Origin of the sequence: uncultured Arthrobacter sp., assembly GCF_947493765.1 — a bacterium.
GTDB lineage: Bacteria > Actinomycetota > Actinomycetes > Actinomycetales > Micrococcaceae > Arthrobacter_D.
Map to the genome: position 1 here is coordinate 63,224 of NZ_CANLSZ010000009.1, position 23,613 is coordinate 86,836.

Here is a 23,613-nt window from a genome sequence, read left to right on the forward strand (position 1 = left end):
CATGCGCTCATCCCTGCCCAAGTTCCTGGTCCCCGTCGGCGTCGTCGGCATCGTCCTGCTCCTCGTGGTGCCGGTCCCCTCGGTCCTGCTCGACATGCTGATCATCGTCAACATCCTGCTCGCGCTCGTGATCCTGCTGAACACCATGTTCATCCGCAAGCCGCTGGACTTCTCCGTGTTCCCATCGCTCCTGCTCGTCGCGACCCTGTTCCGCCTCGGCCTCAACGTGGCCTCCACCCGCCTCGTCCTCGGCGAGGGCTACGCGGGGGAGGTCATCGAGGCCTTCGGGCACGTGGCCGTGGGCGGCTCCATCATCATCGGCGCCGTCGTGTTCCTGATCCTCGTGGTCATCCAGTTCGTGGTGGTCACCAAGGGTGCCGAGCGCGTGGCCGAGGTGGGTGCCCGCTTCACTCTCGACGCCATGCCGGGCAAGCAGATGGCCATCGACGCCGATCTCAACGCCGGGCTGATCACCGACACGCAGGCCCGCGAGCGTCGCGCCGAGGTCTCGGCCGAGGCGGACTTCTACGGCGCCATGGACGGTGCGTCGAAGTTCGTGAAGGGCGATGCGATCGCCGGGATCATCATCATCATCATCAACCTCGTGGGCGGCATCGCGATCGGCATGGTGCAGGACGGCCTGCCCGTCGCCGAGGCGCTGAGCACGTACGGTCTGCTGACCATCGGCGACGGTCTCGTCACGCAGATCCCGGCCCTGCTCATGGCGGTCTCCACGGGCATGATCGTCACGCGGTCCAACGCCGAGGCCGACATGGGCTCCACGGCGGCGCAGCAGCTCGGACAGTCGCAGAACGCCCTGCGGATCGCCGGCGCCGCGGCGATCGTCATGGCGCTGATCCCGGGGATGCCCAAGCTGCCGTTCATCGCGGTCGGCGCGGCCCTCATCATCACCGCCCAGCGGCTCAAGAAGACCGACGACGATGCCCGGACGGCCGCCGCGGCCCTCGAGGCGGAGTCGGCACCACCCACCACGGACACCACGGAGGACCTCCTCGAACAGATGCGCGTCCACGCCCTCGAGGTGCTGCTCGCACCGGATCTCGTGGACGTGGTCACCGGGGCCCCCGACGACCTCCTCGGACGCGTGCGGGCCCTGCGCCGGAAGATCGCCCTCGAGCTCGGCGTGGTGGTGCCGCCCGTGCGCACCCGGGACAGCATCGACCTGCCGCCGGCCACCTACGTCATCAAGATCGCCGGGGTCGAGGCGGGGCGCGGCGAAGCGCCACGCGGCAAGGTCCTCGCCCTCGGCGACCACCTCGCGCACCTGCCCGGCCCCGCCGTCGTCGAACCGGTGTTCGGGCTCGCGGGGAAGTGGGTGCCGGCGGAGCTCCGCCACAACGCCGAACTCTCCGGCGCCACCGTGATCGACCGCGTGTCGGTGCTCGTCACGCACCTGTCCTCGGTCATCACGTCCAACGCCGCCCGGCTGCTCTCCCGCGAGGACGTCCGCGTGCTGACGGACGGGGTGCGGCAGGTCAATCCCTCCGCCGTCGAGGAACTGGTCCCGGGTCTGCTGTCCCTCGCCGAGGTGCAGCGCGTCCTGCAGGGCCTCCTGGCCGAGCAGGTGCCCATCAACGACCTGGCCCGGATCTACGAGGCGCTGACCCTGAAGGCGAAGTCCTCCTCGGAACCGGAGGGCCTCATCGAGGCCGCACGCCTGGCCCTGGGCCCCGCCGTGACGCAGCAGTACCTCGACGGGACGCTGCTGCGCGTCATCATGATCGACCCGCTGCTGGAACAGGCCATGCTCGAGGGGCTGCGCCCGTCGGACCAGGGCACCCAGATCCTCCTCGATCCCTCCCGCTCCGAGGCCCTCATCGCGTCGGTCCGGACCACGCTCGCCGAGATCGAAGCCGTCGGCCACAGCGCCGCGCTGGTCTGCGCCCCGGCACTCCGGCCGGCGCTCAAGCGCCTCGTCGGTCCGCAGGCCGCCGGTCTGCCCGTAGTGTCCTACCAGGAAGTGACGAGCGCCAACGTCGCCATCGAGACCATAGGAGTGGTTCGTGCCACCGCAGCTGTTTCATCTTGAGGGTCCCAACCTCAAGGACCTCAAGGCGCAGGCGGCCGTCCGCTACGGACCCCGGGCGCTCATCGTCTCCGCCGAACTCGTCACGGTCGGGGGGATCCACGGCGTCCTCGGACGCAAGCACTACGAGATCGTGGTGGAGGTCCCGCACGACGACGACGGCGCCGCGCCCGCGGCCCCCGCACCGGCCGCCCCCGTCGGCGCTGCTGCGGGGAGGCCCCGCGGGCGTCGACGCGCCGCATCCCCGCAGGCTGCCATCGACGCCCTGCTGCAGCAGGCGGAACTGGACGAGGTGCGCTTCGCGGGCGGCACCGAGGTGCCCGCAGCACCCCGCCCCCTTGCAGGCGACGCGGCGTCGACGATCTCGACCGACTCGAATCTCTTCGCCGCGCTCATGGACAATCTCACGTTCGCCACTGATCCCTCAGGGACGAGTCCGGCGGCCGCGGCTCCGGCGGGCTCCCGCCGGGCTGCATCGGCGCCCGCCGCGGTGCAGCCGGAGACCCCGATCCGGCCGGGGCCCGCGGCCCGGTCCCTGCCGTCCGCCGACGCATTACCCGCCGTCGTACCACCCGCCGTGATGCCACCCGTTGCCGTACCGCCACGTGTCGTCTCCCGGCCGGCCGGACCGGCGACGTTCGTCGCGGCCGAGGACGGACAGGTGACGGACACCACCGAGCACCTCGGCGCGGAGTCGGCCGATCCGGCCGGGCTGCCCGAGCTCGCCGGTCCGATCACGGACGTGCCCGCCGCCGGGCCGCCCGTCCCCGCGGTGCTGCGGGCAGCGGGCGATCTCGTGATCGTGATCGGCGCCCCGGCCGTGGGCTGGGACGTGGTCCACTCGATGGCCGCGGCCTTCGGTGGGGGACACCCAGCGGCGATCGCCGTCAGCGGCCCGGCCGGCCGGTTCCCACGGGACGTGCGCTCCATCTCCGACCGCCTCGGGGCCAATGCCGCCCGCGCCGCCGGCGTGGACGGCGGCCACGCGGTCTTCGTGGCCATGACCTCCTCCGAGGTGGTCAGCGATGGGCGCTTCCTGCTGGCACTGCGGCCGGACCAGGTCTGGCTCGCGGTCGATGCGGGGCGCAAGGAGGCGGACACGGCGGCCTGGGTAGGTGCCCAGACGAGGAGCATGGAGCGTGCGGGGTTGCAGCCCGCCGGACTCGCCGTCGTCGGCTCGGGGGAGACCTCCACGCCGGAGACCGTCCTGGCGCTCGGTCTCCCGGTCGGGTGGCTCGACGGTCGTCCCGCCGGCGCCGCGACGGCGACCAGATCCACAGGAGCCGCCGGGCCCGCGGGAGTCGGCGGAACTCCCGGCGGCACAGCGCCGTCCAGGACCGCACCCAAGACAACCTCGGCGCCCGTCCCCATACCGGGTGCGGGCGGTCCGTCGGGCGGTCCGTCGATCGTGGCGTCAGCAGGCGTCCCTCCGACCGGCGCCGGGGATGCCGCCCCGGTCGTGGCGTCGGTGGTCGTGCCCACGCCGGGCACTGCGTCGACCCCGGGCGCTGTTCCTGCCGGCGGCGCAGCTGATCCGTCCCCCGGCGGGCGCGGCCGTCGTCGATCGGGCGGTGGTCGGCGTCGTGCCGAGCCTGCCGGGATAGAGTGAGCGCGTGCTTGTACTAACGCGAAAGGTCGGCGAGCAGATCCTGATCGGCGACGACATCGTCATCACGGTGCTCGATTCCCGTGGCGACGGCATCCGGATCGGTATCGATGCGCCGCGCGGGGTGAAGATCCAGCGCGAGGAGGTCCTGCGTGCCGTCACGGAGGCGAATCTTGCCGCTGCGGCAGCCGACGCCGAGGGCGCCGATGCGCTCAAGGCCCTGCTGCAGTCGGGTGCGGTGGTCTCCACCGAGGAACCCACGACGACGCCGGACGCGTCCCAGTAGGGCGTCGCACGCGCGCCTCGTCCTGCCGGGGAAAGGGAAGATCCCCGGCGGAGAACCGTCCGGGGATCGAAGTGAGCCTCCTGCCAGAGTCGAACTGGCGACCTTCTCATTACGAGTGAGACGCTCTACCGACTGAGCTAAGGAGGCAATGCTTCCCGGCCGGGCTGTGCCGGGCCGATCCACAAGTGACGACTTTATCGGAGCCCCCGCCCACCGTCAAAATGACCGGAGAGGTGCGGTCCCGCCCGCTGACGTGCAGTACCACACGCTCAGCAGCGCACGCCGTCCTCGGGGACCGTGCCGTCGATGAAGTAGTCGTCCACGAGGTCCTGGATGCAGGCGTTGGAGCGGCCGTAGGCGGTATGGCCCTCGCCCTCCCACGTCACGTGGACACCCGACTCGAGCTGGTCCGCCAGCGCAGTGGACCAGGCATAGGGGGTGGCGGGATCACCGGTGGTGCCGACGACGACGATCGGATCCGCACCCTCCGCCCGCAGGGGAGCGGGTTCGAGGACCGACGGGTACTCCCACGGGGCGCAGGTGAGACCGCCGTACGCGAGGAACCGGCCGAACGTGGGTGACGCCGCGACGAGCTCCTCCTCGTCGGCGCGCAACTGCTCGGGGTCGCTCGTCATCGGGTAGTCGAGGCAGTTCACGGCGACGAAGGCCGACGTCGCATTGGTCGCGTAGGTGCCGTCCGGGTCGCGCTCGGCGGACAGATCGGCCAGGTACAGCATGGCCGAGGGATCCCCGCCGAGGGCGTCCTCCACCGCCTGGGTCAGCACGGGCCAGTTGGCGTTGTCGTAGAGCGGCAGGATGAACCCCTGGACGAACGTCGAGACGGGTACCGTGCGGCCGTCCGCCGCCGTCATGGGCTCCTGCTCCACGGAGTCGAAGAGCTCCTGGAGCTGCCGGACACCGTCGTCGGGCGTCCCCGTGTAGGGGCAGTCCTGGTCCTGCAGGCAGTCCGCCACGTAGGCACGGACCGCCCGCTCGAAGCCGAACGCCTGACCGAGGGTGATCTCCTCGTTGCTCAGGGACGGGTCGATGGCGCCGTCGAGCACCAGGCGTCCGGAGCGCTCCGGGAACAGCTCCGCGTACGTGGCACCGAGCTGGGTGCCGTAGGAGAAGCCGAGGAAGTTCAGCGCGCGGTCGCTGACCAGTGCACGGAGGATGTCCATGTCGCGGGCCGCGGAGCGCGTGTCCACGAAGCCGAGCAGCTCACCCGTCCGCTCGGCACACGCCGTCGCGTAGTCCTGGGCGTCCGCCCTCATGAGCGACAGCAGCTCCTCCTCGGACGCATCTGCCGGGTACGCCTCCTGCCGGGCGTCGTCCTGCTCGGCGTCGGTGTAGCACTGCACGGCACTCGAGCGGTTGACGCCGCGGGGGTCGAAGCCGAGGATGTCGTAGTTCTCGCGCAGGCGCTTGCTCGTCACGTACTCGAGGGAGTCCTGCACGATATTGACGCCGGAGCCGCCGGGCCCGCCCGGATTGACCAGGACCGTACCCTGGGCGTCTCCGGTCGCCTCCGACCTGATGGCCGCGATGTCGATGCTGGCGCGTCCCGGATCGGCGTAGTCGAGGGGTACCTCGATGGTGGCGCAGGAGAAGCTCTCCTCGCAGTCCTCCCAGCGCACCTCCTGGGTGTAGAAGCTGCGCAGGTCCTCGTCGATGGTGCCGATGACGTCCGGGTCCGCCGATTCGACCGCGGCGCCCTGCCCGGCGTCGTCGCCGGACCCGTCGGGGGACAGCAGCGTGCACCCGGAGGCGCCGAACACGACGGCGGCGCCCGCCGCGAGCGCGGCCAGGGTGCGACGACGTCGGGCACCGCGCCGCGCGGGCGGACCCTGCAGGGGTGGATCAGTGCTCATCGGTCGAGGTCCTTCCGGGACAGCAGGCTCACGGCCATGGCTTCGATCGCGAGGAGGGGTGAGACGTTGGTGCCGACGAGTCTCGTGCGCACCTCGTTGATGGATTCGAGCCGCAGGAGGGTGTCCTCCGCGGTCTCCCGGTGCGCGAACTCCTCCAGCTCGGCCCTCATCGGTTCGTTGACGAGGGACTGGCCGCTCGAGACCTGCAGCATCAGCACGTCACGGTAGAAGGAGATGAGATCCGTCAGCGCGCGGTCGAAGTAGTCGTTCTTGGACCGTTTTGCACGGCGCGTCTGGTCCTCCTCGAGTCGCTTGATCTGGGCCCGCATGGACGGCGGCATGGCCCCCGTCTCCGGAGCGCCGAGAGTGGCCAGCAGTGCGGTCCGTTCCTGGGCGTCACGCTGCTCGAACGAACTCTGCGCCTCGGCCTCGGCCAGTTTGACCAGATCGGCGGCGGCGCGCATCGCGCCGGAGACCGAGTGCAGGGTGAGCGGCAGGCGGACGATCTGATTGCGCCGCTCACGTGCGCCGTCGTCGGTCGCCAGGCGCTTCGCGACGCCGATGTGGCTCTGCGCCGCGCGGGCTGCGGCTTCCGCGGTCACGGGATCGATGCCGTCGCGGGCCACGAGCAGATCGGCGACGTCCTGTACGGGGGGTAGGCGCAGCCCCACTGAGCGGCAGCGCGACCGGATGGTCACGAGGACGTCACCGGGACTCGGTGCGCACAGGAGCCAGATGGTGCGCGGCGGAGGCTCCTCGATGGCCTTGAGCAGCACGTTGGTACTGCGTTCCTGCATCCGGTCGGCGTCCTCGACGATGATGATGCGCCACCGGCCGGTGGACGGCTTGTCCTGCGCCTTGCGGACGAGCTCGCGGGCCTCGTCGATGCTGATGGTCACCTTCTCCGTGGTGACGTTGGTCAGATCCGCGTGGGTCCCGGCGAGGACGGTGCTGCACGCCTTGCACGTGCCGCAGCCGCGTTCGTCCAGCGCTTCGCGCTCGCACAGCAGTGCCGCCGCGAAGGCACGTGCCGCGTTGGAGCGCCCGGAGCCGGGTGGGCCGGTGAAGAGCCAGGCGTGGGTGGGAGCGCCGGACCGCGCCGCCCGGCGGAGCTGTTCCACCACCTGTTCCTGACCGCGGAGCTCGGCCCAGACACCTGTGACCGGAAGACTCTGCGCCACGGGGTTCACGCCGGGATCCGCGGGAGCTGCTCGAGGATGGCTTCGTGGATCGCGTCGGGGGAGCCGGCCGCGCTGAGCACGAGATACCGTGCCGGATCCTGGCGGGCCAGATCGAGGAAGGCCGATCTGATGCTGGTGTGGAACGCGTCGGGCTCGGCTTCCAGCCGGTCCTCGGCGAGCCTTCCCGACCGGCGGCTGCGCCCCTCGGCGGGATCGACGTCGAGCAGCACCGTCAGATCGGGGCGGAGCCCGTCGGTGGCCCACCGGTTCACATCGAGGACGGCCTGCGCACCGAGGTTCCGCCCGGCGCCCTGGTACGCCACCGAGGAATCGATGTAGCGGTCGCAGACGACGACGTCGCCGCGCGTGAGGGCGGGCACGATCACCTGGTGCACGTGGGCGGCGCGCGAGGCGGCGAAGAGCAGGGCCTCGGTGCGGGCGTCGATGTCCCCGTGGCCGTGCTCGAGGACGAGGGCCCGCAGCTTCTCGCCGATCGGTGTGCCGCCGGGCTCCCGGGTACGGACCACCGTCCGGCCGTCCTCCTCGAGCGCGCGGCACAGGAGCGAGGCCTGCGTCGACTTGCCGGCACCGTCGCCGCCCTCGAGGGCGATGAAGAGGCCGGGAAGCCCGTGGGGGAGGGGATACGTCACGCGCCCAGCCTACCGAGTGGCATCGACATGCTGGCCCGGGCAGTGTCCGGGCGGTGTCCGGGCGGTCTCCGGGCGGGGCTGCAGGTGTCGCGGACAGCGGCAGCTCCGTGGTCGATCGACAGGCTCGGCCCTTTGAGGTGAGCGAGGATCATCGGGTGAACAGGGAGATCCCCCCGCTCATGGTCACCCGCCGGATCCGTAGGGTGTCAGCGCAGCGCAGCGGCGCGTCCCGGCTCGGGCACGCTTTCCCTGCGGCGGTCGGGGTGTCGGGTCGCGGCGCGCCCTGCTCGGGCAGGCTCGCGCTGCGGCGCAACCCGATTCTGTCGGTACGCCGAGGAGTTGTCCACATAGGCAATTCCGGTCCGGATCAGCGGGCTGGTTGCTGAAAAACTGGGGTATGGACAGCAGGCGGAGACCCGGACGGAGAGACACGGCAGTCGTGCCGGAACACCTCGTCCTGAGCGCCTTCGAAGCCAGACCCTTCGAGGCCAGACCCTTGGAGGGAACGTCCGCGAAGGCCCTACCGCAGGACACTCCGACGGGCGTCCCGCAGTATAGGCACTCGAAGGACACGCAGAAGTACATGCCGGACTACATGCTGGACTACACGCGGGCGGGTCCGCTCGGTGCCCCGAGCGGTCGTTCCGGACTTCGCCAGAGCCACGCAGCCAGGCGCCGCGACGGCGCCACGACGCGTTCCGTCATACATTCCCTGATCCAGGATGTGGCTTCCCTGGCCGTCGGTGACGACAGAGCGGGACTGATCGACCAGTTGCGTCAGCTCGAGGATCTCAAGGGTGCCATCGCAGGTGCCCAGGCGCGGATCGCCGTGGCCTTCGATGTCGCGGAGCGCCGCTCCCAGGCAGAAGCAGGGGTCCCTCGGGAGGAACAGGGTCGGGGCGTCGCCGCGCAGATCGCGCTTGCCCGAAGTGAGTCCCCGTCGCGGGGTGATCGGCTCCTCGGCCTGGCGAAGGCGCTGGTCACCGAGATGCCGCACACCCTGGCCGCGCTGGAGTCGGGCCAGCTGAACGAGTGGAGGGCAACCGTCCTCGTGCGGGAGACCGCATGCTTGACGGCCGCGGACCGGTGTGGTGTGGACGACGAGCTCGCCGCCGACGCGGGGACCTTCGTCGGGGCGGGGGACCGTGCCATCACCGCGGCGGCCCGGGCCGCTGCGTATCGTAGGGACCCGTCATCCGTGGCCCGCCGTGCGCGCCATGCCGCCACGGAACGGTGCGTCAGTCTGCGCCCGGCACCGGACACCATGACCTATCTGACCGCACTGCTCCCCGTCGCGCAGGGAGTCGGCGTCTACGCTGCACTGACGAAGCAGGCCGACGCCCTTCGGTCTACGGGTGATCAGCGCAGTCGCGGCCAGATCATGGCCGACGAACTGGTCGAGCGGACCACCGGTTCCCGCGCCGGCTTCTGCGGTGTGGATCTCCAACTCGTCATGACGGACCGCACGCTCCTGCAGGGAGACAGCGAGCCCGCGCATCTGACCGGTTACGGCATCGTCCCCGCCGACTGGGCCCGCGCTGCGCTCGACCTTGAGCAGACTCCCATTGCGGATCGTGCCGTCGACCCCGGCCGCTTCCTCAGGTCAGCACATGTCCGCGCTGGAAAAGGTGTTGCCGGACATGGATCCGCAGCGCAGCGCGGGCGTACTCCTGCACGTGAAGGCTCAGTGCAGCGCGGAGCTGTTCCTGACCCGAGTCGTATCCCGGACAGCGGACGTGTTCCCGACCAGGGGCGGCTTCCTGGCCGCGGAGCTGTTCCTGACGCGGAGCAGGGACACAGGGTGTGGGTCCGCCGGCTCTATACGGCGCCCGGTACCGGGGAGCTCCTGGCCGCGGACTCGAGGTCCAGGTTCTTCACTGCCGGGCAGCGCCGCTTCATCCAGGTCCGCGACCGCTCCTGCCGAACGCCCTACTGTGACGCGCCGATCCGTCATTACGACCACATCGTCCCCTGGCAGGATGATGGCCCCACGAGCCTCCAGAACGGTGCAGGTCTGTGCGAAGCATGCAACCACACCAAGGAGATCAGGGGGTGGAGAGCCAGCACCCGCGCCGGTCCGACCCACACCATGGATCTCCGAACACCCACGGGCCACATCTACTCCTCGACGGCACCCCCTGCACTCGGCAGCGAACCCGGTGCCGGACGACACGAAGCACGACCGGCCGAGGGCCAGGCCGCGGAGAGCTTGAGGCGGCGTCTTCCTCACAGGGATGAACGCATCGACGCGGGACACGGGCCCACGTCCGCATCGAAGGCGTCTGCGACCGGTGGGTGACTGTGCCGAGGGCCAACCGCAGTACTGCTCCGGCTCCTCAGGGTCGCCGTGCTCACCTCACGACGGAGTCCAGCGCATCCTTCGTGAAGGGTGCGGTCCCGTCGGTCGGGGTCAGCGTGAACCATTCGCCGTCCTGCACAGTGGCGAAGACGAGAAGGGGTTCGGAGGTGTCCAGAGGGTCGCCCTCCGGGTATTCCGCACGTCCACTGCAGGGGTCGGGCATCGCCGAGATGCGCACACGAGGTTCATCCAGATCGCCCTTCAGGACGTCGTCCACCCGCACGTCATAGGCGTGGGCGTCGGCCCCGAAGACAGGTGCTGTCCCATCCCGTGCCGCGGACGACGCGACGACCACGAGGTCAGCGGCATCGTACTTGTCCTGAAGCGTCGGGAAACCGGCCCAACTAACGCAGGACACAGTGTTCGAACCGCATCCACAGGCGCAGCGCTTCCGCCCAACTAGGGTGGGAGCCATGACCGAGCAGCACCCGCCCCACGGGGATCTGGCCCCCGACACGCTCGTGGTCGCGGCCGGACGGCCCCCTCGCGAGCACGACGCCCCCGTCAACGCACCCATCGTGCTCTCGTCGACCTTTTACGAGACCCGGGCCCCGGAGGCAGGCGACCGCATCTACGCCCGCGGGTCCAATCCCACCTGGGACCCGTTCGAGGAGGCACTCGGCCTGCTCGAGGCCGCCGCACTGCCCGCCCTGGTCTTCGGCTCGGGCCTCGGCGCAGCGGCAGCAGCCCTGTCCCTCGTCCCGACGGGAGGCGTGGTGATCATGCCGCGCCACGGCTACGCCGGATCCCTCGGCCTGGCCGCCGATCTCCAGGCCCGGGGTCGCTTCGAGCTGCACCTGGTCGACATCGCCGACACGGAATCGGTCCTGTCGCTGCTGGAGGCGCTCGCGGGCCGCTCCACCGACGGCGCGCTCATGCTGTGGCTCGAGAGCCCCACGAATCCGATGCTCGAGGTCGCCGAACTCGCCGTGCTGACCGCAGCCGCTCATGCCGCCGGAGCAATGGTCGTCGCCGACAACACCTTCAACACGCCGATCGTGCACCGCCCCCTCGAGTCGGGGGTCGACGTCGTCCTCCATTCGGTGACCAAGTGGCTGGCCGGACACTCCGACGTCGTCCTCGGGGCGCTGGCCACCGATGACCCGACGCTCCGAGAGCGTCTGCTCTCCCACCGGACCCTGCACGGTGCCATTGCGGGGCCGTTCGAGGTGTGGCTCGCCCTGCGCGGGCTGCGGACACTCGCACTCCGCATGGAACGGAGCCAGGAGAACGCGGCCACCCTCGCCCACCGGCTCGCCGGGCATTCCGCGGTCCGCCGCGTCCGCTACCCGGGTCTGCCGACGGACCCCGGCCACGAGCGCGCCGCCGCCCAGTTCGACGGGTTCGGCGGGATCATCAGCATCGAGCTCGACGACGCCGCGGCGGCCGATGCCCTCGTGGCGGCCGTCCGGCTCTGGCTCCCGGCGACCTCGCTCGGCGGCGTCGAATCCCTGATCGAGCGACGACGTCGCCAACCCGCCGAGCCGGAGACGGTCCCCGAGGAACTCGTGCGCCTGTCCGTGGGCATCGAGAACGCGGACGACCTCTGGGCGGATCTCGACCGGGCACTACGCCACGCACGGGCCAGCTAAGCTGAAGGCGTGCTCCTCGTCTTCGAAATCCAGTATTACCTGTACCTCGTGCTCGGCCTGGTGGCCCTCGGCATCGAGGTCTGGGCCCTGGCCGACTGCGTCCGGCGTCCCGGGACCGCGTTCGAGGCCGCATTCAAGCGCACCAAGGGCTTCTGGCTGGCACTCACCGCCGGGTCCGTCGTCGTGGGCCTGCTGTCCGTGCTCGCGAGCCGGGGTGGGTTCAATCTCTTCCAGCTCGTCGCGATCATCGCGGCCTGCGTCTACCTCGCGGACGTGAAGCCGGCCGTCAGCCAGACCTCGGGCCGGGGCGGCAACAGCGGACCCTACGGTCCCTGGTAGGAGTCCTACCCCGGTCTCACGGCGGACCAGGCGACGGTGATCTCGCCGAGTCGCCAGCGTGAGGGACCGTCGAGCAACGGCCAGCCGTCGGCTTTGAGCGCCGCGCACATGGCGGACCAGCGCTGCTGGTTCCCGAAGGCCGCGAGAGCCGCCGCGTCGAGCCAGGCCCGGTCCAGCGCCCGCAGGTAGGCGTGGACCCGTTCGCCCTCCACATTGCGGTGGATCAGGGCCTTGGGCAAGCGCTCCGCGACATCGGACGGGCGTGCGAAGGCACCGAAACGCAGGGAGATGCTCAGGGACAGCGGACCGGTGGCATCGAGCGCCACCCAGGCCGCGCGGCGGCCGATCTCGTCGCACGTGCCGTCCACGAAGAGGCCTTCGGGCGCCAGCCGACCCCGCACCTCGTCCCAGTACGCGGCGTACTCGTCCTCCCCGTACTGCCTCAGCACGTTGAACGCACGCACCAGGGCTGGCCGCCGCCCTCCGAGCGGCAACTCGAAGCCACCCTGCCGGAAGGACAGGCCGGGCCTGGCCAGCGGCTCGGCGGCGGCCACGCGCGCCGGGTCGATCTCGATGCCTACCACCTCGACGCCGTCGTGCACCGACCGCAGGCGTGAGAACAGCTCGACGGCGGTGACCGGCGCCGCGCCGTAGCCGAGGTCCACCACGAGGGGTTCGGCCGCCCGGCGCAGGCGATGTCCCTGCGGTCCGGCGAGCCAGCGGTCCACGCGCCGGAGGCGATTGGGACTGGTGGTGCCGCGGGTGATGGTCCCCAGGACCTTCGGGGAGCGTTGTCGCGGCGGCACTGCTCAAGGGTAGGCCACGCGCGGGGAAACAGAGCCGTCGCGGACATGACCCGCGGCAGCGGGATACGGCAGACTGGGCCCATGACCTACACATTGATCCTGCTGCGCCACGGGCAGAGCGAATGGAACGAGAAGAACCTCTTCACGGGCTGGGTGGACGTCGCACTCACACCGAAGGGCCGCGAGGAGGCCACCCGCAGCGGCCGGCTGCTGGCCGAGGCAGGAATCCTCCCCGACATCGTCTACACCTCCAGGCAGAAGCGCGCCATCATCACCGCGAATCTCGCGCTCGAGGCGGCCGATCGCAGCTGGATCGACGTCAAGCGCAGCTGGCGCCTCAACGAGCGGCACTACGGTGCGCTGCAGGGCAAGGACAAGGCCCAGACCCTCGCGGAGTTCGGCGAGGAGCAGTTCATGGAATGGCGACGGTCCTACGACACCCCGCCCCCGCCGCTCGAGGACTCCAGCGAGTACTCGCAGGCCGACGACCCCCGGTATGCCGACCTCGGCGACGACCTCCCGCGCACCGAGTGCCTCAGGGACGTCCTGGAACGGTTCCTGCCCTACTGGGAGTCGGACATCACGGTGGACATCAGGGCCGGCAGAACCGTGCTCCTCGCGGCCCACGGCAACTCGCTGCGATCACTCGTGAAGCACCTCGACGGCATCAGCGACAAGGACATCGCGGCGCTGAACATCCCCACGGGTATACCGCTCGTGTACGAGCTGGACGAGGAGCTCACACCGGTCAAGGCCGGAGGGACCTATCTCGACCCGGAGGCGGCGGCCGCGTCCATCAGTGCCGTGGCCAACCAGGGCAAGCACTAGTCCTACCGGAGCGTCACCAGGGCGGCGTCAGACTAGCGGCGCGCTCGGCTGCCATTCGCCGGTCACGAGGTAGGTGACCTTGCTGGCGACCGAGACGCCGTGGTCCGCGAAGCGCTCGTAGTACCGGCTGGCGAGGGTGACGTCCACCGTGGTGGGGGCGCTCTCGGCCCAGTCGTCCGCCGCCACGGCCTTGAACACCCCGGCGTGCAGGGCGCTCACGCGTGCCTTGGCGGCGTTGATCTCGTTCGTCAGCTCCAGATTGCGGGTCTCGAGGAGCTCCTTCACCTTCCCGGCGATCTGCTCGTCCAGGTCGGCGAGTTCGTCGAACGTGGCGCGGACGCCGTCGGGGATGACATTGGCGGGGAAGCGCAGGCGGGCCAGCTGGGCGATGTGACGCGCGAGATCGCCCATGCGCTCGAGGGACGCGCTCATGCGCAGGGCACCGACGATCATGCGCAGGTCCGAGGCCACGGGCCCCTGGAGCGCCAGGATGTCGATGGCCCGCTCGTCGAGATCGTTCTGGAGGAAGTCGATGCGCGCATCGGCGGCGATGACGTCCTGCGCGAGTTCGGTGTCGGCGGTCCTGAACGCCGTGTTGGCCTTCTGCACGGCGTCGGACACCAGCTGCGAGATCTCGATCAGCCCCTCGCCGATCTGGTGGAGTTCGGCCTGGAAAACCTTGCGCACGTGGAGTCCTTAGCTGGAAGTTTCGACTGCGATCGGATCGACAGTCCCACCGACGAGCATTCCAGTCAGCGGTGAACTGCTGCTCCGCTCTGGGTGAACGTTAGTTGAACCACCCACTGATTGCCACCGAACAGGCCGTGCCGCCCGACGGCACCGCATAAGCTGGGGGCGTGGACCCCCTTCTCCTGACGCTCCTGGCCGGGCTGGTCGGCCTCGCCCTCGGGGTGGGCGGGATGGCGGCGTTCCGTGCGAGCGAGGCGCAGCGGCTCCGGCTCCTCTACGAGGACGAACCCTCCCTCCCCGAGGGAGCCGCGGAGGTCCTCTCGGTCATCGGGCGCGCGTACGTGATCGTGGACGCGATCGACGGCGTCGTCCGTGCCAGCCCCGCCGCCTACGCCTTCGGCCTGGTGCGCGGGCACACCGTGGTCCACGCCGAACTGCTGGAGCTCACGGCGCGCGTCCGCCGCGACGGCGTGATCGAGCAGCGCCAGCTCGAACTGCCCCGCGGGCCCCTCGGGCAGGGCACCATCGTGGTCCAGGTGCGGGTCGCCGCGCTGGGCTCCGAGTACATCCTGGTCCTCGCGGACGACCGCACGGAGATCACCCGCAGCCAGGAGATCCGCAACGACTTCGTCGCGAACGTCTCGCACGAACTGAAGACACCCGTGGGCGCCATCTCGCTCCTCGCCGAGGCCATCGACGACGCCGCCGAGGACGAGGTCGCGGTCCGCCGCTTCGCCCAGCGCATGCACAAGGAGTCCGGGCGTCTCTCGGCCCTCGTGCAGGACATCATCGAACTCTCCCGGCTGCAGGGCACCGACGTCGTCCGCCGCGGCAAGCCGGTGGACATCAACGCGGTCATCAGCGAGGCCGTGGACCGCAATCGCCTCCCCGCCGAGAGCAAGCAGATCGAGATCGTGGTGGGCGGCTCCGTCCGCGCTCCGGTCTACGGCGACAGCGACCTGCTCATGACCGCGTTCCGCAATCTCATCGACAACGCCATCCGCTATGCGTCCGACGGCACGCGGGTGGGAGTGGGCGTGCGCTCGAAGGACGGACTCGTGCAGGTCTCGGTGACCGATCAGGGACCCGGCATCTCGGCCGAGGAGCAGGAGCGCATCTTCGAGCGGTTCTACCGGATCGACGCCGCCCGCTCACGCCAGACCGGGGGCACCGGCCTCGGCCTCAGCATCGTCAAGCATGTGGTCTCCAATCACGGTGGCGAGGTCACCGTCTGGTCCCAGGCAGGCCAGGGCAGCACGTTCACCGTCCGGCTGCCGGAGATGGAAGCGGGCCCGGACGGCGACGCGGCGGCGGTCGCGGCTCCCGCCCAGGAGCGGGGCGTCCCGGCATGATGCGCATCCTGGTCGTCGAGGACGAGGAGTCGTTCAGCGACCCCCTCGCCTATCTCCTCGGCAGGGAGGGGTACGAGGTCTCCGTCGTCGCGGACGGCCTCGAGGCCGTCGCCGAGTTCGACCGCTCGGGCGCGGACCTCGTCCTCCTGGACCTGCAGCTCCCCGGACTCTCGGGCACGGAGGTGTGTCGGCAGCTGCGCCTGCGCTCGAGCGTCCCGGTGATCATGCTGACGGCCCAGGACACGGAGATGGACAAGGTGCTGGGACTGGAACTCGGGGCGGACGACTACGTCACGAAACCGTATTCCTCGCGCGAGCTCATCGCCCGGATCCGCGCGGTCCTCCGACGCCGCGGGGAGACCGAGGAGCCCGCCCCGAGCACCATCCGGGCCGGCCGCATCCGCATGGACGTGGAGCGCCACACGGTGAGCATCGACGGCGAGCCGGTGGCCCTCCCACTCAAGGAGTTCGAGCTCCTCGAGCTGCTCCTGCGCAACTCGGGGATCGTCCTGACGCGTGGCCGACTGATCGACCGCGTCTGGGGTTCCGACTACGTGGGGGACACCAAGACGCTCGACGTCCACGTCAAGCGCCTTCGGGGGAAGATCGAACCCGATCCCTCGAATCCGCGCCATCTCGTGACCATCCGGGGGCTGGGCTACAAGTACGAGCCCTGACGCGAGGGGCTATTCGCCCTCGGATTCCTCGTCCATGGTGGCGGGCTCGGTCGGCGGGGGCGTGTAGCCGCCGGGAACGTACTCGCGGTACTCCTCGAGAGCGCCGTCGAGTACCGGCACCTCGTAGGTGGCCCGCTCGCCGTCCACCTCGAAGTCGACGGCTACCAGCGAGCCCGGAACGTCCTCCACGCCGGCCAGCGTGCCGTCGTCGCCCGTCTCGTCCTCGAACCGGAGCTCGCTGCCGCCCTCGATCGTGATCCTCGTGGAGGCGCCGCCCGCGCGGATCGAGAGGTCGACGTCGTCGTCGCTCGTGTTGGAGACGGTCCCGACGAGGCGTCCCTCGGACTCGTCCAGGGTGCCGACGATCAGGATGTTGCGCAGCAGCACCGGGCCGAGGTCCTTCACGATGCCGTCCGAGGGGGCGACCACCATGGTGGTCCCCTGGGGGGCGGTGAAGTTGCAGCCGGAGACGGACAGCATCACGAGCGCGGCGGCAGCGATGCTCAGCTGCGCGCGATTCTTCGGTACGACATTCACGACACAAACTCCTGGGGTTCAACAGGGGGACTTCGGGCGCGATCCGGTGCGGACCCGTGAACCAGACTATCGGCAAGCCCGGTGAATCGTGGCGTCGGCGCAGCCGGTGCGCAACGCGTGAACCACCGGATCCCCGCACCGTCAAGAGGCGAATGATAGCCACAGGAGGCTCATTGGGCCGCTGACCTGCGCAGACACGCCAGCGGCGTGTCGCCCCCGTGATAAACTCGTCTTCGGGAAAGGGGAATGTCCACATGGTTTTTGAGGTCGGCGAAACAGTTGTTTATCCTCACCACGGCGCAGCGAAGATCGAGGAGATCAAGATGCGTACCGTCAGGGGCGAAGAGAAGATGTATCTCAAGCTCAAGGTGGCCCAGGGTGACCTGACGATAGAAGTACCGGCGGAGAACGTCGATCTTGTAGGAGTACGCGACGTGGTCGGCAAGGAAGGCCTCGAGCACGTGTTCGACGTCCTGCGCGCCGAGTTCACCGAGGAACCCACCAACTGGTCGCGCCGGTACAAGGCAAACCTGGAGAAGCTCGCATCCGGCGACGTCATCAAGGTCGCCGAGGTGGTGCGCGACCTGTGGCGCCGCGACCACGACCGCGGACTGTCGGCCGGTGAGAAGAGGATGCTCGCGAAAGCGCGGCAGATCCTCATCTCCGAGCTGGCACTGGCGGAGAAGACCGACGAGGAGAAGGCGGCAACGGTCCTCGACGAGGTCCTCGCCTCCTAGGAGCCGTCCTGGCGCAGAATCCAGCGGAAGAGGGGCCTTCGGGCCCCTCTTCCGCTGTCTGCTGTCATAGGGTGGCGTGATGCCCGTGAACCCAGCCCCGCAGTCCGTCCGCGCCGGCGTGGGCGTGGTCGTGGTCGCCGCCGGATCGGGGCGACGCCTCGGCCACGGGATCCCGAAGGCCCGCGTCCTGTGCGGCGGGCTCACCCTCCTCGAGCACGCACTCCGGGCCGTCCTCGCCGCGGGGATCGCCGAGGTCGTCGTGGTGGTGCTGCCGCCCGACGACGCCGTGCTGGCCGACGTCGTCGCCCGCGCTGCTGCGCAGGGCGGGCCGCGCATCCTCGCCGTCACCGGTGGGGCGTCACGCACGGAATCGGTCCGCTCCGGCCTCGAGGCCCTCCCCTCGACCCTCCGGACGATCCTGGTGCACGACGCCGCACGGGCGCTCACCCCGCCCGGGGTCTTCCACCGGGTGGCGGCCGGGGTCGCCGCCGGCGCGGCAGCCGTGATCCCCGTCCTTCCCGTGGTGGACACGGTCAAGATGGTGGAGGGCGACGTCGTCACCCGTACCCCCGACCGGGCCGCGCTGCGCGCGGTGCAGACACCCCAGGGCTTCGACGCCGGGGCCCTGCTCGAGGCGCATGCGAGCGCATCCGCCGAGCATGCCGCCGCCACGGACGACGCCATGCTCATGGAGGCGCGCGGTACCGCCGTCCACGTGGTGGACGGCGACCCCCTGGCCTTCAAGGTGACCACCGCTCTGGACCTGACCGTCGCCGAGGCCGTCCTCGCGCGGACCACCACGGCCCCACGGGCTCCGACCGATCCCACCAGCACCAGCACCCGCACCAGGAGCACCATGTACCCCGGCGACCGCCTCGGCCTTCCCCGGACCGGCATCGGCACCGACGTCCACGCCTACGCCCCGGACGACGCCCCTGCGCCGCTGTGGCTCGCCGGTCTCCGCTGGGAGGGGGAGCGCGGGCTGTCCGGGCACTCGGACGGCGACGTCGTGGCCCACGCGGCCTGCGACGCGCTCTTCTCCGCGGCCGGGACCGGTGATCTCGGGGTGCACTTCGGTACAGGCCGGCCGGAGTACGCCGGAGCCTCCGGCCGCACCCTGCTCGCGGCTGCTGCCGGGATCGTGCGGGAAGCGGGCTTCGAGATCGGCAGCATCTCCGTGCAGCTCATCGGCAACCGACCCGTCTTCGGCCCCCGCCGCACGGAGGCCGAGACTGCCCTCTCCGACGCGGCGCAGGCCCCGGTCAGCATCTCCGCGACCACCACCGACGGCCTCGGCCTGACGGGTCGGGGAGAGGGTGTCGCGGCCATCGCGACCGCCGTCGTCGTCGCATCGGGGTCGGACCCGGGGGAGCCGGACCGGGCGGATCGCTGAGGGCCGCCGGGTAATCTGGACCGGTGAGCCTGCGATTCTATGACACCGCCCGCGCCGAGGTGCGTCCCTTCGAACCGCTCGAGGCGGGCAGGGCGAGTCTCTACTACTGCGGCGCCACGGTGCAGGGCATGCCGCACGTGGGCCACGTGCGCTCCGCCATCGTCTTCGACCAGCTCACGCGCTGGCTCGAGGCGAGCGGGCTGCGGGTCACCGTCGTCAGGAACGTGACGGACATCGACGACAAGATCCTCGACAAGTCCCGCGCGTCCTTCGGCGACGGCGCCTCCGCCGATCCCGCCGTGGTTCCCGAGGAGGAATGGTGGGCCCTGGCCTACCGGTTCGAGCAGGAGTTCTCCCGCGCCTACTCCGCGCTCGGCGTCCGGCCCCCCACGTACGAGCCGCGCGCCACGGGCCACATCCCGGAGATGCACGCGCTCATCCAGCGCCTCGTGGACCGCGGGCACGCGTATCCCGCACCCGACGGCTCGGGCGACGTCTACTTCGACGTCCGGTCGTGGCCCGCCTACGGCAGCCTCACCCACCAGGGTCTGGACGACATGCAGGCAGCTCCCGACGCCGATCCGCGCGGCAAGCGCGACCCACGGGACTTCGCGCTGTGGAAGGGCTCGAAGGACACGGACCCCGCAACGGCGTCCTGGGACAGCCCGTGGGGTGCGGGACGGCCCGGCTGGCACCTCGAGTGCTCGAGCATGGTCACCCGGTACCTCGGTGCCGAGTTCGACATCCACGGCGGGGGCCTGGATCTGCGCTTCCCCCACCACGAGAACGAGATGGCCCAGTCGCAGGCCGCCGGCCACGCCTTCGCCCGCTTCTGGATGCACAACGGCATGGTCACCTACGGCGGCGAGAAGATGTCGAAGTCCCTCGGCAACACCGTCGGCCCCCAGGAGATGATCGATGCCGCCGGGGCCCGCGTGGTGCGCTACTACCTCGGCCAGGCGCACTACCGCTCGGTGCTGGACTACCGGGGCACCTCCCTGCAGGAGGCCGCCGCGGCCGTGGCACGCATCGACGGCTTCGTCGCGAAGGCGACCGCGCGGGTCGGACCCCCGGTCCGCGGCGCCGCGAGGGCCGCTGCCCTTCCCCCGGACTTCACCGCGGCCATGGACGACGACCTCAACGTGCCCCAGGCGCTCGCCGTGCTCCACACCACCGTGCGCAGCGCGAACACCGCGCTGGCGGCGGGGGACGACGACGCCGTCGCTTCCGGGCTCGCCGCCGTCGTCGCCATGACCGGGGTCCTCGGCCTCGACGACGCCGGTGCTCCCTCCGGCACGGCAGTGGACGCGGCCGGGAGCCGCGCCCTGGCGGCTCTCGTCGCCGACCGCATCGCGGAGCGCGGCGAGGCCCGCGCCGCGCGCGACTGGGCCAGGGCCGACGCCATACGGGACGGGCTGGCCGCAGCCGGGATCACCCTCGAGGACTCGGCGGACGGCGCCAGCTGGTCCCTGACCGCCGGGTAGGACACACGGCCCCCGGCAGGGCCGCGTAAACTGGCCGTGATTCTTCTTCCGACTAAAGGTGTTCTTCCATGGCCAGTCACGGGCGTCCAGGCGCGGTTCGCAAAACAAAGAAGGGCCCCACGATCGGTACCGGCGGCCACGGACGGAAGTCGCTCGAGGGCAAGGGCCCCACCCCGAAGGCGGAGGACCGTCCGTACCACAAGGCGTACAAGAGCAAGGAGCTGGCCGAACGCTCCGCCGCGAAACGTGGTGGCAAGAGCGCAGGAACCGGCAGGACCAAGGGCAAGGCGGCCGAGGAGGTCGTCACGGGCCGCAACTCCGTCCTCGAGGCGCTCCGCGCGGGGATCCCGGCCAAGGCGCTCCACGTGGCCATCCGCGTCGAGATGGACGACCGCGTGCGCGACTCGCTGAAGCTCGCGAACGAGCGCGGCATCCCCGTGATGGAGACCGGCAAGCCGGAACTCGATCGCATGACGGACGGCGCCGTGCACCAGGGCCTCATGCTGCAGATCCCGCCCTACGAATACGCCGACGCGCTCGACCTCGTGGACCAGACCATCGAGCGGTACCGTCGCGGACATGTGGGCAACGCCCCGCTCTTCGTGGCCCTCGACGGCATCACGGACCCCCGCAACCTGGGCGCCATCATCCGCTCCGCGTCTGCCTTCAGCAGCCACGGCGTGATCGTGCCCGAGCGCCGTGCGGTAGGCGTCACGGCCTCGGCGTGGAAGACCAGCGCCGGTGCCGCCGTCCGGGTGCCCGTGGCCCGCGTGGGCAATCTGAACTCGGCGCTGAAGTCCTTCAAGAGCAAGGGCATCTTCGTGCTCGGGCTGGACGGCGACGGCGACGTCTCACTGCCCGCGCTCTCGCTGGGACGCGATCCCATCTGCATCGTCGTCGGCTCCGAGGGGAAGGGCCTGTCCCGGCTCGTCCGCGAGAACTGCGACCAGATCGTGTCCATCCCCATCGACTCGGCCATGGAGTCCCTCAACGCGTCGATGGCGGTGGGAATCACCCTGTACGAGGTCTCCCGCCAGCGCGCCTCCTGATCGGGCCGTCATGACCCAGCAGGCACAGCTCCTCCCGCGAGCCTCCCGCGACTTCCCGCTCGGACTCCACGGCATCGGTTCGGGCGGGGACGCGCACGCGAACGCGGCCGTCCGCGCCCCCGGTATCGCCTCGATGGACGTGCACTGGCGCCGCTCGGACGGCACCTGGGCCTCGGACACCCTGGTGGGGCTCGACGGCGGCGTCCATCACGGTGTGGTGGGCCCGGTGGAGGCCGGCGCCCTCTACGCGTTCTGGCCCACGGGCCAGGAGCTGCCCGGAGCGCACGGGGAGGCACAGCTGCTCCTCGATCCGTACGCGCGGGCGGTGGAGACGGTCCTGGTCGACCGCGGGACGGACGAGCAGGCCGCGCCGGTCTACTACTCGGTCTTCTTGGAGCACACCTTCGACTGGGGGACGAGCGAGCGTCCCGGGACCGCGTGGCGGGACACCGTCATCTACGAGGCCCATGTCAAGGGCCTGACGAAGCTGCACCCGGGGGTGCCCCAGGAGCTCCGCGGCACCTACGCGGGGCTGGGTCATCCGGCCATGACCGGGTACCTGCGCGAGCTGGGCGTCACCGCCGTGGAGCTCCTGCCCGTCCAGTTCCACATCGACGAGCCGCATCTCGAACCCCTGGGCCTGAGCAACTACTGGGGCTACAACACGCTCGGCTTCTTCGCCGCCCACTCCGCGTACGCCACGGAGGCTGCACGCGCGGCCGGACCCGCGGCGGTGCTCGACGAGTTCAAGACCATGGTCCGCGTGCTCCACGATGCCGGACTCGAGGTGATCCTCGACGTCGTCTACAACCACACCGCCGAGGGCGAACAGCACCGGCCCGCCCTGTGCTGGCGTGGACTGGGGGACCTCGACTACTACCGCCACGACGACGCCGGCCGCTACGTGGACACGACCGGGTGCGGCAACAGCCTGGACTTCTCCCAGCCGCACGTCATGGAGTTCGCCCTGGACTCCCTCCGCTACTGGGTGGAGGAGTGCCGGATCGACGGGTTCCGGTTCGATCTGGCCGTCACGCTGGCGCGGGACGAGCGGGGGGCGTTCTCGGCCAGGCACCCGTTCCTCGTCGCGGCGAAGGCGTCGAAGGCCCTGCGCGGGACGAAACTCATCACGGAGCCGTGGGACATCGGCCACGACGGCTGGCAGACCGGGCGGTTCCCCGTGGGCTGGGCCGACTGGAACGACGGCTTCCGGGACACGGTGCGCGACTTCTGGCTCAGCGACGTCGCCGCGATCGCCGGCGGCGGGTCGGGGTCCTCGACGGGCCGGCTCGCGGGCTGCCTCTCCGGTTCCTCCGACGCCTTCGCGGCCTCCGGGCGGAGTCCCCTGGCCTCGGTCAATCTCGTCACGGCCCACGACGGTTTCACCCTCGCCGATCTCACCGCGTACGAGCGCAAGCACAACGAGGCCAACGGCGAGGACAACCGCGACGGGCACAGCCACAACCACAGCTACAACCACGGGGTCGAGGGCCCCACGGAGGACGACGCCGTCCTCGCCGCCCGCGAGCGGAGCGCCCGGAATCTGCTGGCCTCCCTGTTCGTCTCGCTCGGCGTGCCGATGCTGACGGCGGGGGACGAGTTCGGCCGCTCGCAGGGCGGCAACAACAACGCCTACTGCCAGGACAACGAGCTCGCCTGGGTCCACTGGCCCGACGACGCCGCGTCCCGGCGCATGCTGGCGTCCACCAGGACCCTGCTCAGGCTCCGGCGGGACTTCCTGTCGCGGCAGCCCGCGAGCTTCCCGTCCCGCGCGGACCGGTCGACGCTGCTGTGGTTCAGCGGTGCGGGAGTACCCATGACGGCGCGGGAGTGGGAGGACCCGCAGACGCGGACCGTGCAGTTCCTCCTCGGCTCGGCGGGCGGCAGCATCGCCGGCCTCGTCGTCGTCAACGGCTCACCCCACGAGGCGCACATCCGGCTCCCGCCCGCACCCTCCGTGCTCGGCCGGGACGTGGATCGGCGGGGCTGGTTCGGCGCCGTGTTCGACTCGGCCGCACCCGGGTCGCCGGACGATCCGCCCGCTGCAAGGCTCCGCCCGGGCGACGCCGACGTGCTGGCCCCGGACTCGCTGCGCATCTACCGCTGCTGAGGGGACGACGGAGCCCGGG

General features: G+C 70.7%; 21 protein-coding genes and 1 tRNA gene. 14 read left to right on the forward strand and 8 right to left on the reverse strand.

Going from position 1 to position 23,613, the window contains the following annotated elements:
• The first annotated feature begins 1 nt into the window (after position 1).
• The 3 genes from Q0747_RS12325 to csrA are packed head-to-tail and all read left to right on the forward strand — an operon-like array spanning position 2 to position 3,939.
• Positions 2–2,050: a flagellar biosynthesis protein FlhA gene (locus Q0747_RS12325; protein ID WP_298255059.1), complete on the forward strand. Its 2,049-nt coding sequence runs from the start codon at positions 2–4 to the stop codon at positions 2,048–2,050.
• Entirely contained in the window at positions 2,025–3,656 is a 1,632-nt protein-coding gene (locus Q0747_RS12330) for a hypothetical protein (protein WP_298255061.1), read from the forward strand. Before Q0747_RS12325 ends, Q0747_RS12330 begins: the two co-directional genes overlap by 26 nt.
• Before the next feature lie 4 nt (positions 3,657–3,660).
• Positions 3,661–3,939 (forward strand): carbon storage regulator CsrA, encoded by a 279-nt coding sequence (csrA, locus tag Q0747_RS12335; RefSeq protein WP_298255063.1) that lies wholly within the window; start codon positions 3,661–3,663, stop codon positions 3,937–3,939.
• 74 nt (positions 3,940–4,013) lie between these two features.
• On the opposite strand, the gene Q0747_RS12340 is transcribed toward csrA, so the two are convergent.
• From Q0747_RS12340 to tmk, 4 genes are all read right to left on the reverse strand, one after another.
• Positions 4,014–4,086, reverse strand: a tRNA-Thr gene (locus Q0747_RS12340).
• Positions 4,087–4,208: 122 nt separating this feature from the next.
• Positions 4,209–5,810 (reverse strand): alpha/beta hydrolase, encoded by a 1,602-nt coding sequence (locus Q0747_RS12345; protein ID WP_298255065.1) that lies wholly within the window; start codon positions 5,808–5,810, stop codon positions 4,209–4,211.
• A complete protein-coding gene (locus Q0747_RS12350; RefSeq protein WP_298255068.1) occupies positions 5,807–7,000 on the reverse strand; it encodes a DNA polymerase III subunit delta' in 1,194 nt (397 codons plus the stop codon). The genes Q0747_RS12345 and Q0747_RS12350 overlap by 4 nt, the downstream gene beginning before the upstream one ends.
• Positions 6,997–7,641 (reverse strand): dTMP kinase, encoded by a 645-nt coding sequence (gene tmk, locus Q0747_RS12355; protein ID WP_298255069.1) that lies wholly within the window; start codon positions 7,639–7,641, stop codon positions 6,997–6,999. Before tmk ends, Q0747_RS12350 begins: the two co-directional genes overlap by 4 nt.
• A gap of 496 nt (positions 7,642–8,137) precedes the next feature.
• Here tmk and Q0747_RS12360 point away from each other — a divergent pair, with 496 nt between their 5' ends.
• Complete coding sequence (locus Q0747_RS12360) at positions 8,138–9,940, forward strand: DUF222 domain-containing protein (RefSeq protein WP_367277716.1); 1,803 nt, start codon at positions 8,138–8,140, stop codon at positions 9,938–9,940.
• Between the two features lie 52 nt (positions 9,941–9,992).
• On the opposite strand, the gene Q0747_RS12365 is transcribed toward Q0747_RS12360, so the two are convergent.
• A complete protein-coding gene (locus Q0747_RS12365) occupies positions 9,993–10,358 on the reverse strand; it encodes a hypothetical protein (protein ID WP_298255071.1) in 366 nt (121 codons plus the stop codon).
• A gap of 55 nt (positions 10,359–10,413) precedes the next feature.
• Between Q0747_RS12365 and Q0747_RS12370 the strand changes: the two genes are divergently transcribed.
• Complete coding sequence (locus Q0747_RS12370; RefSeq protein WP_298255072.1) at positions 10,414–11,592, forward strand: PLP-dependent aspartate aminotransferase family protein; 1,179 nt, start codon at positions 10,414–10,416, stop codon at positions 11,590–11,592.
• Between the two features lie 9 nt (positions 11,593–11,601).
• On the forward strand, positions 11,602–11,931 hold the full coding sequence (locus Q0747_RS12375; RefSeq protein ID WP_298255074.1) for a DUF2516 family protein: 330 nt from the start codon (positions 11,602–11,604) through the stop codon (positions 11,929–11,931).
• A gap of 5 nt (positions 11,932–11,936) precedes the next feature.
• On the opposite strand, the gene Q0747_RS12380 is transcribed toward Q0747_RS12375, so the two are convergent.
• A complete protein-coding gene (locus Q0747_RS12380) occupies positions 11,937–12,737 on the reverse strand; it encodes a class I SAM-dependent methyltransferase (RefSeq protein ID WP_298255076.1) in 801 nt (266 codons plus the stop codon).
• A gap of 81 nt (positions 12,738–12,818) precedes the next feature.
• Here Q0747_RS12380 and Q0747_RS12385 point away from each other — a divergent pair, with 81 nt between their 5' ends.
• Positions 12,819–13,565, forward strand: coding sequence for a phosphoglyceromutase (locus tag Q0747_RS12385; protein WP_298255078.1), 747 nt, complete (start codon positions 12,819–12,821; stop codon positions 13,563–13,565).
• 27 nt (positions 13,566–13,592) lie between these two features.
• Here Q0747_RS12385 and phoU read toward each other — a convergent pair whose 3' ends face one another.
• Positions 13,593–14,252 (reverse strand): phosphate signaling complex protein PhoU, encoded by a 660-nt coding sequence (phoU, locus tag Q0747_RS12390; RefSeq protein ID WP_298255080.1) that lies wholly within the window; start codon positions 14,250–14,252, stop codon positions 13,593–13,595.
• A 170-nt stretch (positions 14,253–14,422) separates the two neighbouring features.
• On the opposite strand from phoU, the gene Q0747_RS12395 reads away from it, so the two are divergent.
• Together Q0747_RS12395 and Q0747_RS12400 are read left to right on the forward strand one after the other, a co-directional pair.
• The gene (locus Q0747_RS12395; protein ID WP_298255081.1) at positions 14,423–15,607 is read left to right on the forward strand and encodes a cell wall metabolism sensor histidine kinase WalK; all 1,185 of its coding nucleotides are present in this window, start codon (positions 14,423–14,425) and stop codon (positions 15,605–15,607) included.
• Positions 15,604–16,284: a response regulator transcription factor gene (locus Q0747_RS12400; protein WP_298255082.1), complete on the forward strand. Its 681-nt coding sequence runs from the start codon at positions 15,604–15,606 to the stop codon at positions 16,282–16,284. The genes Q0747_RS12395 and Q0747_RS12400 overlap by 4 nt, the downstream gene beginning before the upstream one ends.
• A gap of 9 nt (positions 16,285–16,293) precedes the next feature.
• Here Q0747_RS12400 and Q0747_RS12405 read toward each other — a convergent pair whose 3' ends face one another.
• Positions 16,294–16,821: a hypothetical protein gene (locus tag Q0747_RS12405; RefSeq protein WP_298255084.1), complete on the reverse strand. Its 528-nt coding sequence runs from the start codon at positions 16,819–16,821 to the stop codon at positions 16,294–16,296.
• A gap of 254 nt (positions 16,822–17,075) precedes the next feature.
• Here Q0747_RS12405 and Q0747_RS12410 point away from each other — a divergent pair, with 254 nt between their 5' ends.
• The 5 genes from Q0747_RS12410 to glgX all read left to right on the forward strand — a co-directional run bounded on the left by Q0747_RS12410 (position 17,076) and on the right by glgX (position 23,594).
• Positions 17,076–17,558 (forward strand): CarD family transcriptional regulator, encoded by a 483-nt coding sequence (locus tag Q0747_RS12410; protein ID WP_148601235.1) that lies wholly within the window; start codon positions 17,076–17,078, stop codon positions 17,556–17,558.
• Positions 17,559–17,637: 79 nt separating this feature from the next.
• Positions 17,638–18,951 carry a 2-C-methyl-D-erythritol 4-phosphate cytidylyltransferase gene (gene ispD / locus Q0747_RS12415; RefSeq protein WP_298255087.1) on the forward strand — a complete coding sequence of 438 codons (1,314 nt, stop codon included), beginning with the start codon at positions 17,638–17,640 and terminating at the stop codon, positions 18,949–18,951.
• Between the two features lie 23 nt (positions 18,952–18,974).
• Complete coding sequence (cysS, locus tag Q0747_RS12420) at positions 18,975–20,435, forward strand: cysteine--tRNA ligase (RefSeq protein ID WP_298255089.1); 1,461 nt, start codon at positions 18,975–18,977, stop codon at positions 20,433–20,435.
• A 68-nt stretch (positions 20,436–20,503) separates the two neighbouring features.
• Entirely contained in the window at positions 20,504–21,484 is a 981-nt protein-coding gene (gene rlmB / locus Q0747_RS12425) for a 23S rRNA (guanosine(2251)-2'-O)-methyltransferase RlmB (protein ID WP_298255091.1), read from the forward strand.
• 10 nt (positions 21,485–21,494) lie between these two features.
• Entirely contained in the window at positions 21,495–23,594 is a 2,100-nt protein-coding gene (gene glgX / locus Q0747_RS12430) for a glycogen debranching protein GlgX (RefSeq protein ID WP_298255093.1), read from the forward strand.
• Positions 23,595–23,613: the final 19 nt, after the last annotated feature.

Excerpts from the sequence above, each read along its gene's own strand:
- Q0747_RS12345 (WP_298255065.1), bottom strand. The coding sequence starts at position 5,810 with ATGAGCACTGATCCACCCCTGCAGGGTCCGCCCGCGCGGCGCGGTGCC.
- Q0747_RS12385 (WP_298255078.1), top strand. The coding sequence starts at position 12,819 with ATGACCTACACATTGATCCTGCTGCGCCACGGGCAGAGCGAATGGAAC.
- Q0747_RS12325 (WP_298255059.1), top strand. The coding sequence starts at position 2 with ATGCGCTCATCCCTGCCCAAGTTCCTGGTCCCCGTCGGCGTCGTCGGC.
- glgX (WP_298255093.1), top strand. The coding sequence starts at position 21,495 with ATGACCCAGCAGGCACAGCTCCTCCCGCGAGCCTCCCGCGACTTCCCG.
- rlmB (WP_298255091.1), top strand. The coding sequence starts at position 20,504 with ATGGCCAGTCACGGGCGTCCAGGCGCGGTTCGCAAAACAAAGAAGGGC.
- Q0747_RS12400 (WP_298255082.1), top strand. The coding sequence starts at position 15,604 with ATGATGCGCATCCTGGTCGTCGAGGACGAGGAGTCGTTCAGCGACCCC.
- Q0747_RS12410 (WP_148601235.1), top strand. The coding sequence starts at position 17,076 with ATGGTTTTTGAGGTCGGCGAAACAGTTGTTTATCCTCACCACGGCGCA.
- ispD (WP_298255087.1), top strand. The coding sequence starts at position 17,638 with ATGCCCGTGAACCCAGCCCCGCAGTCCGTCCGCGCCGGCGTGGGCGTG.
- Q0747_RS12370 (WP_298255072.1), top strand. The coding sequence starts at position 10,414 with ATGACCGAGCAGCACCCGCCCCACGGGGATCTGGCCCCCGACACGCTC.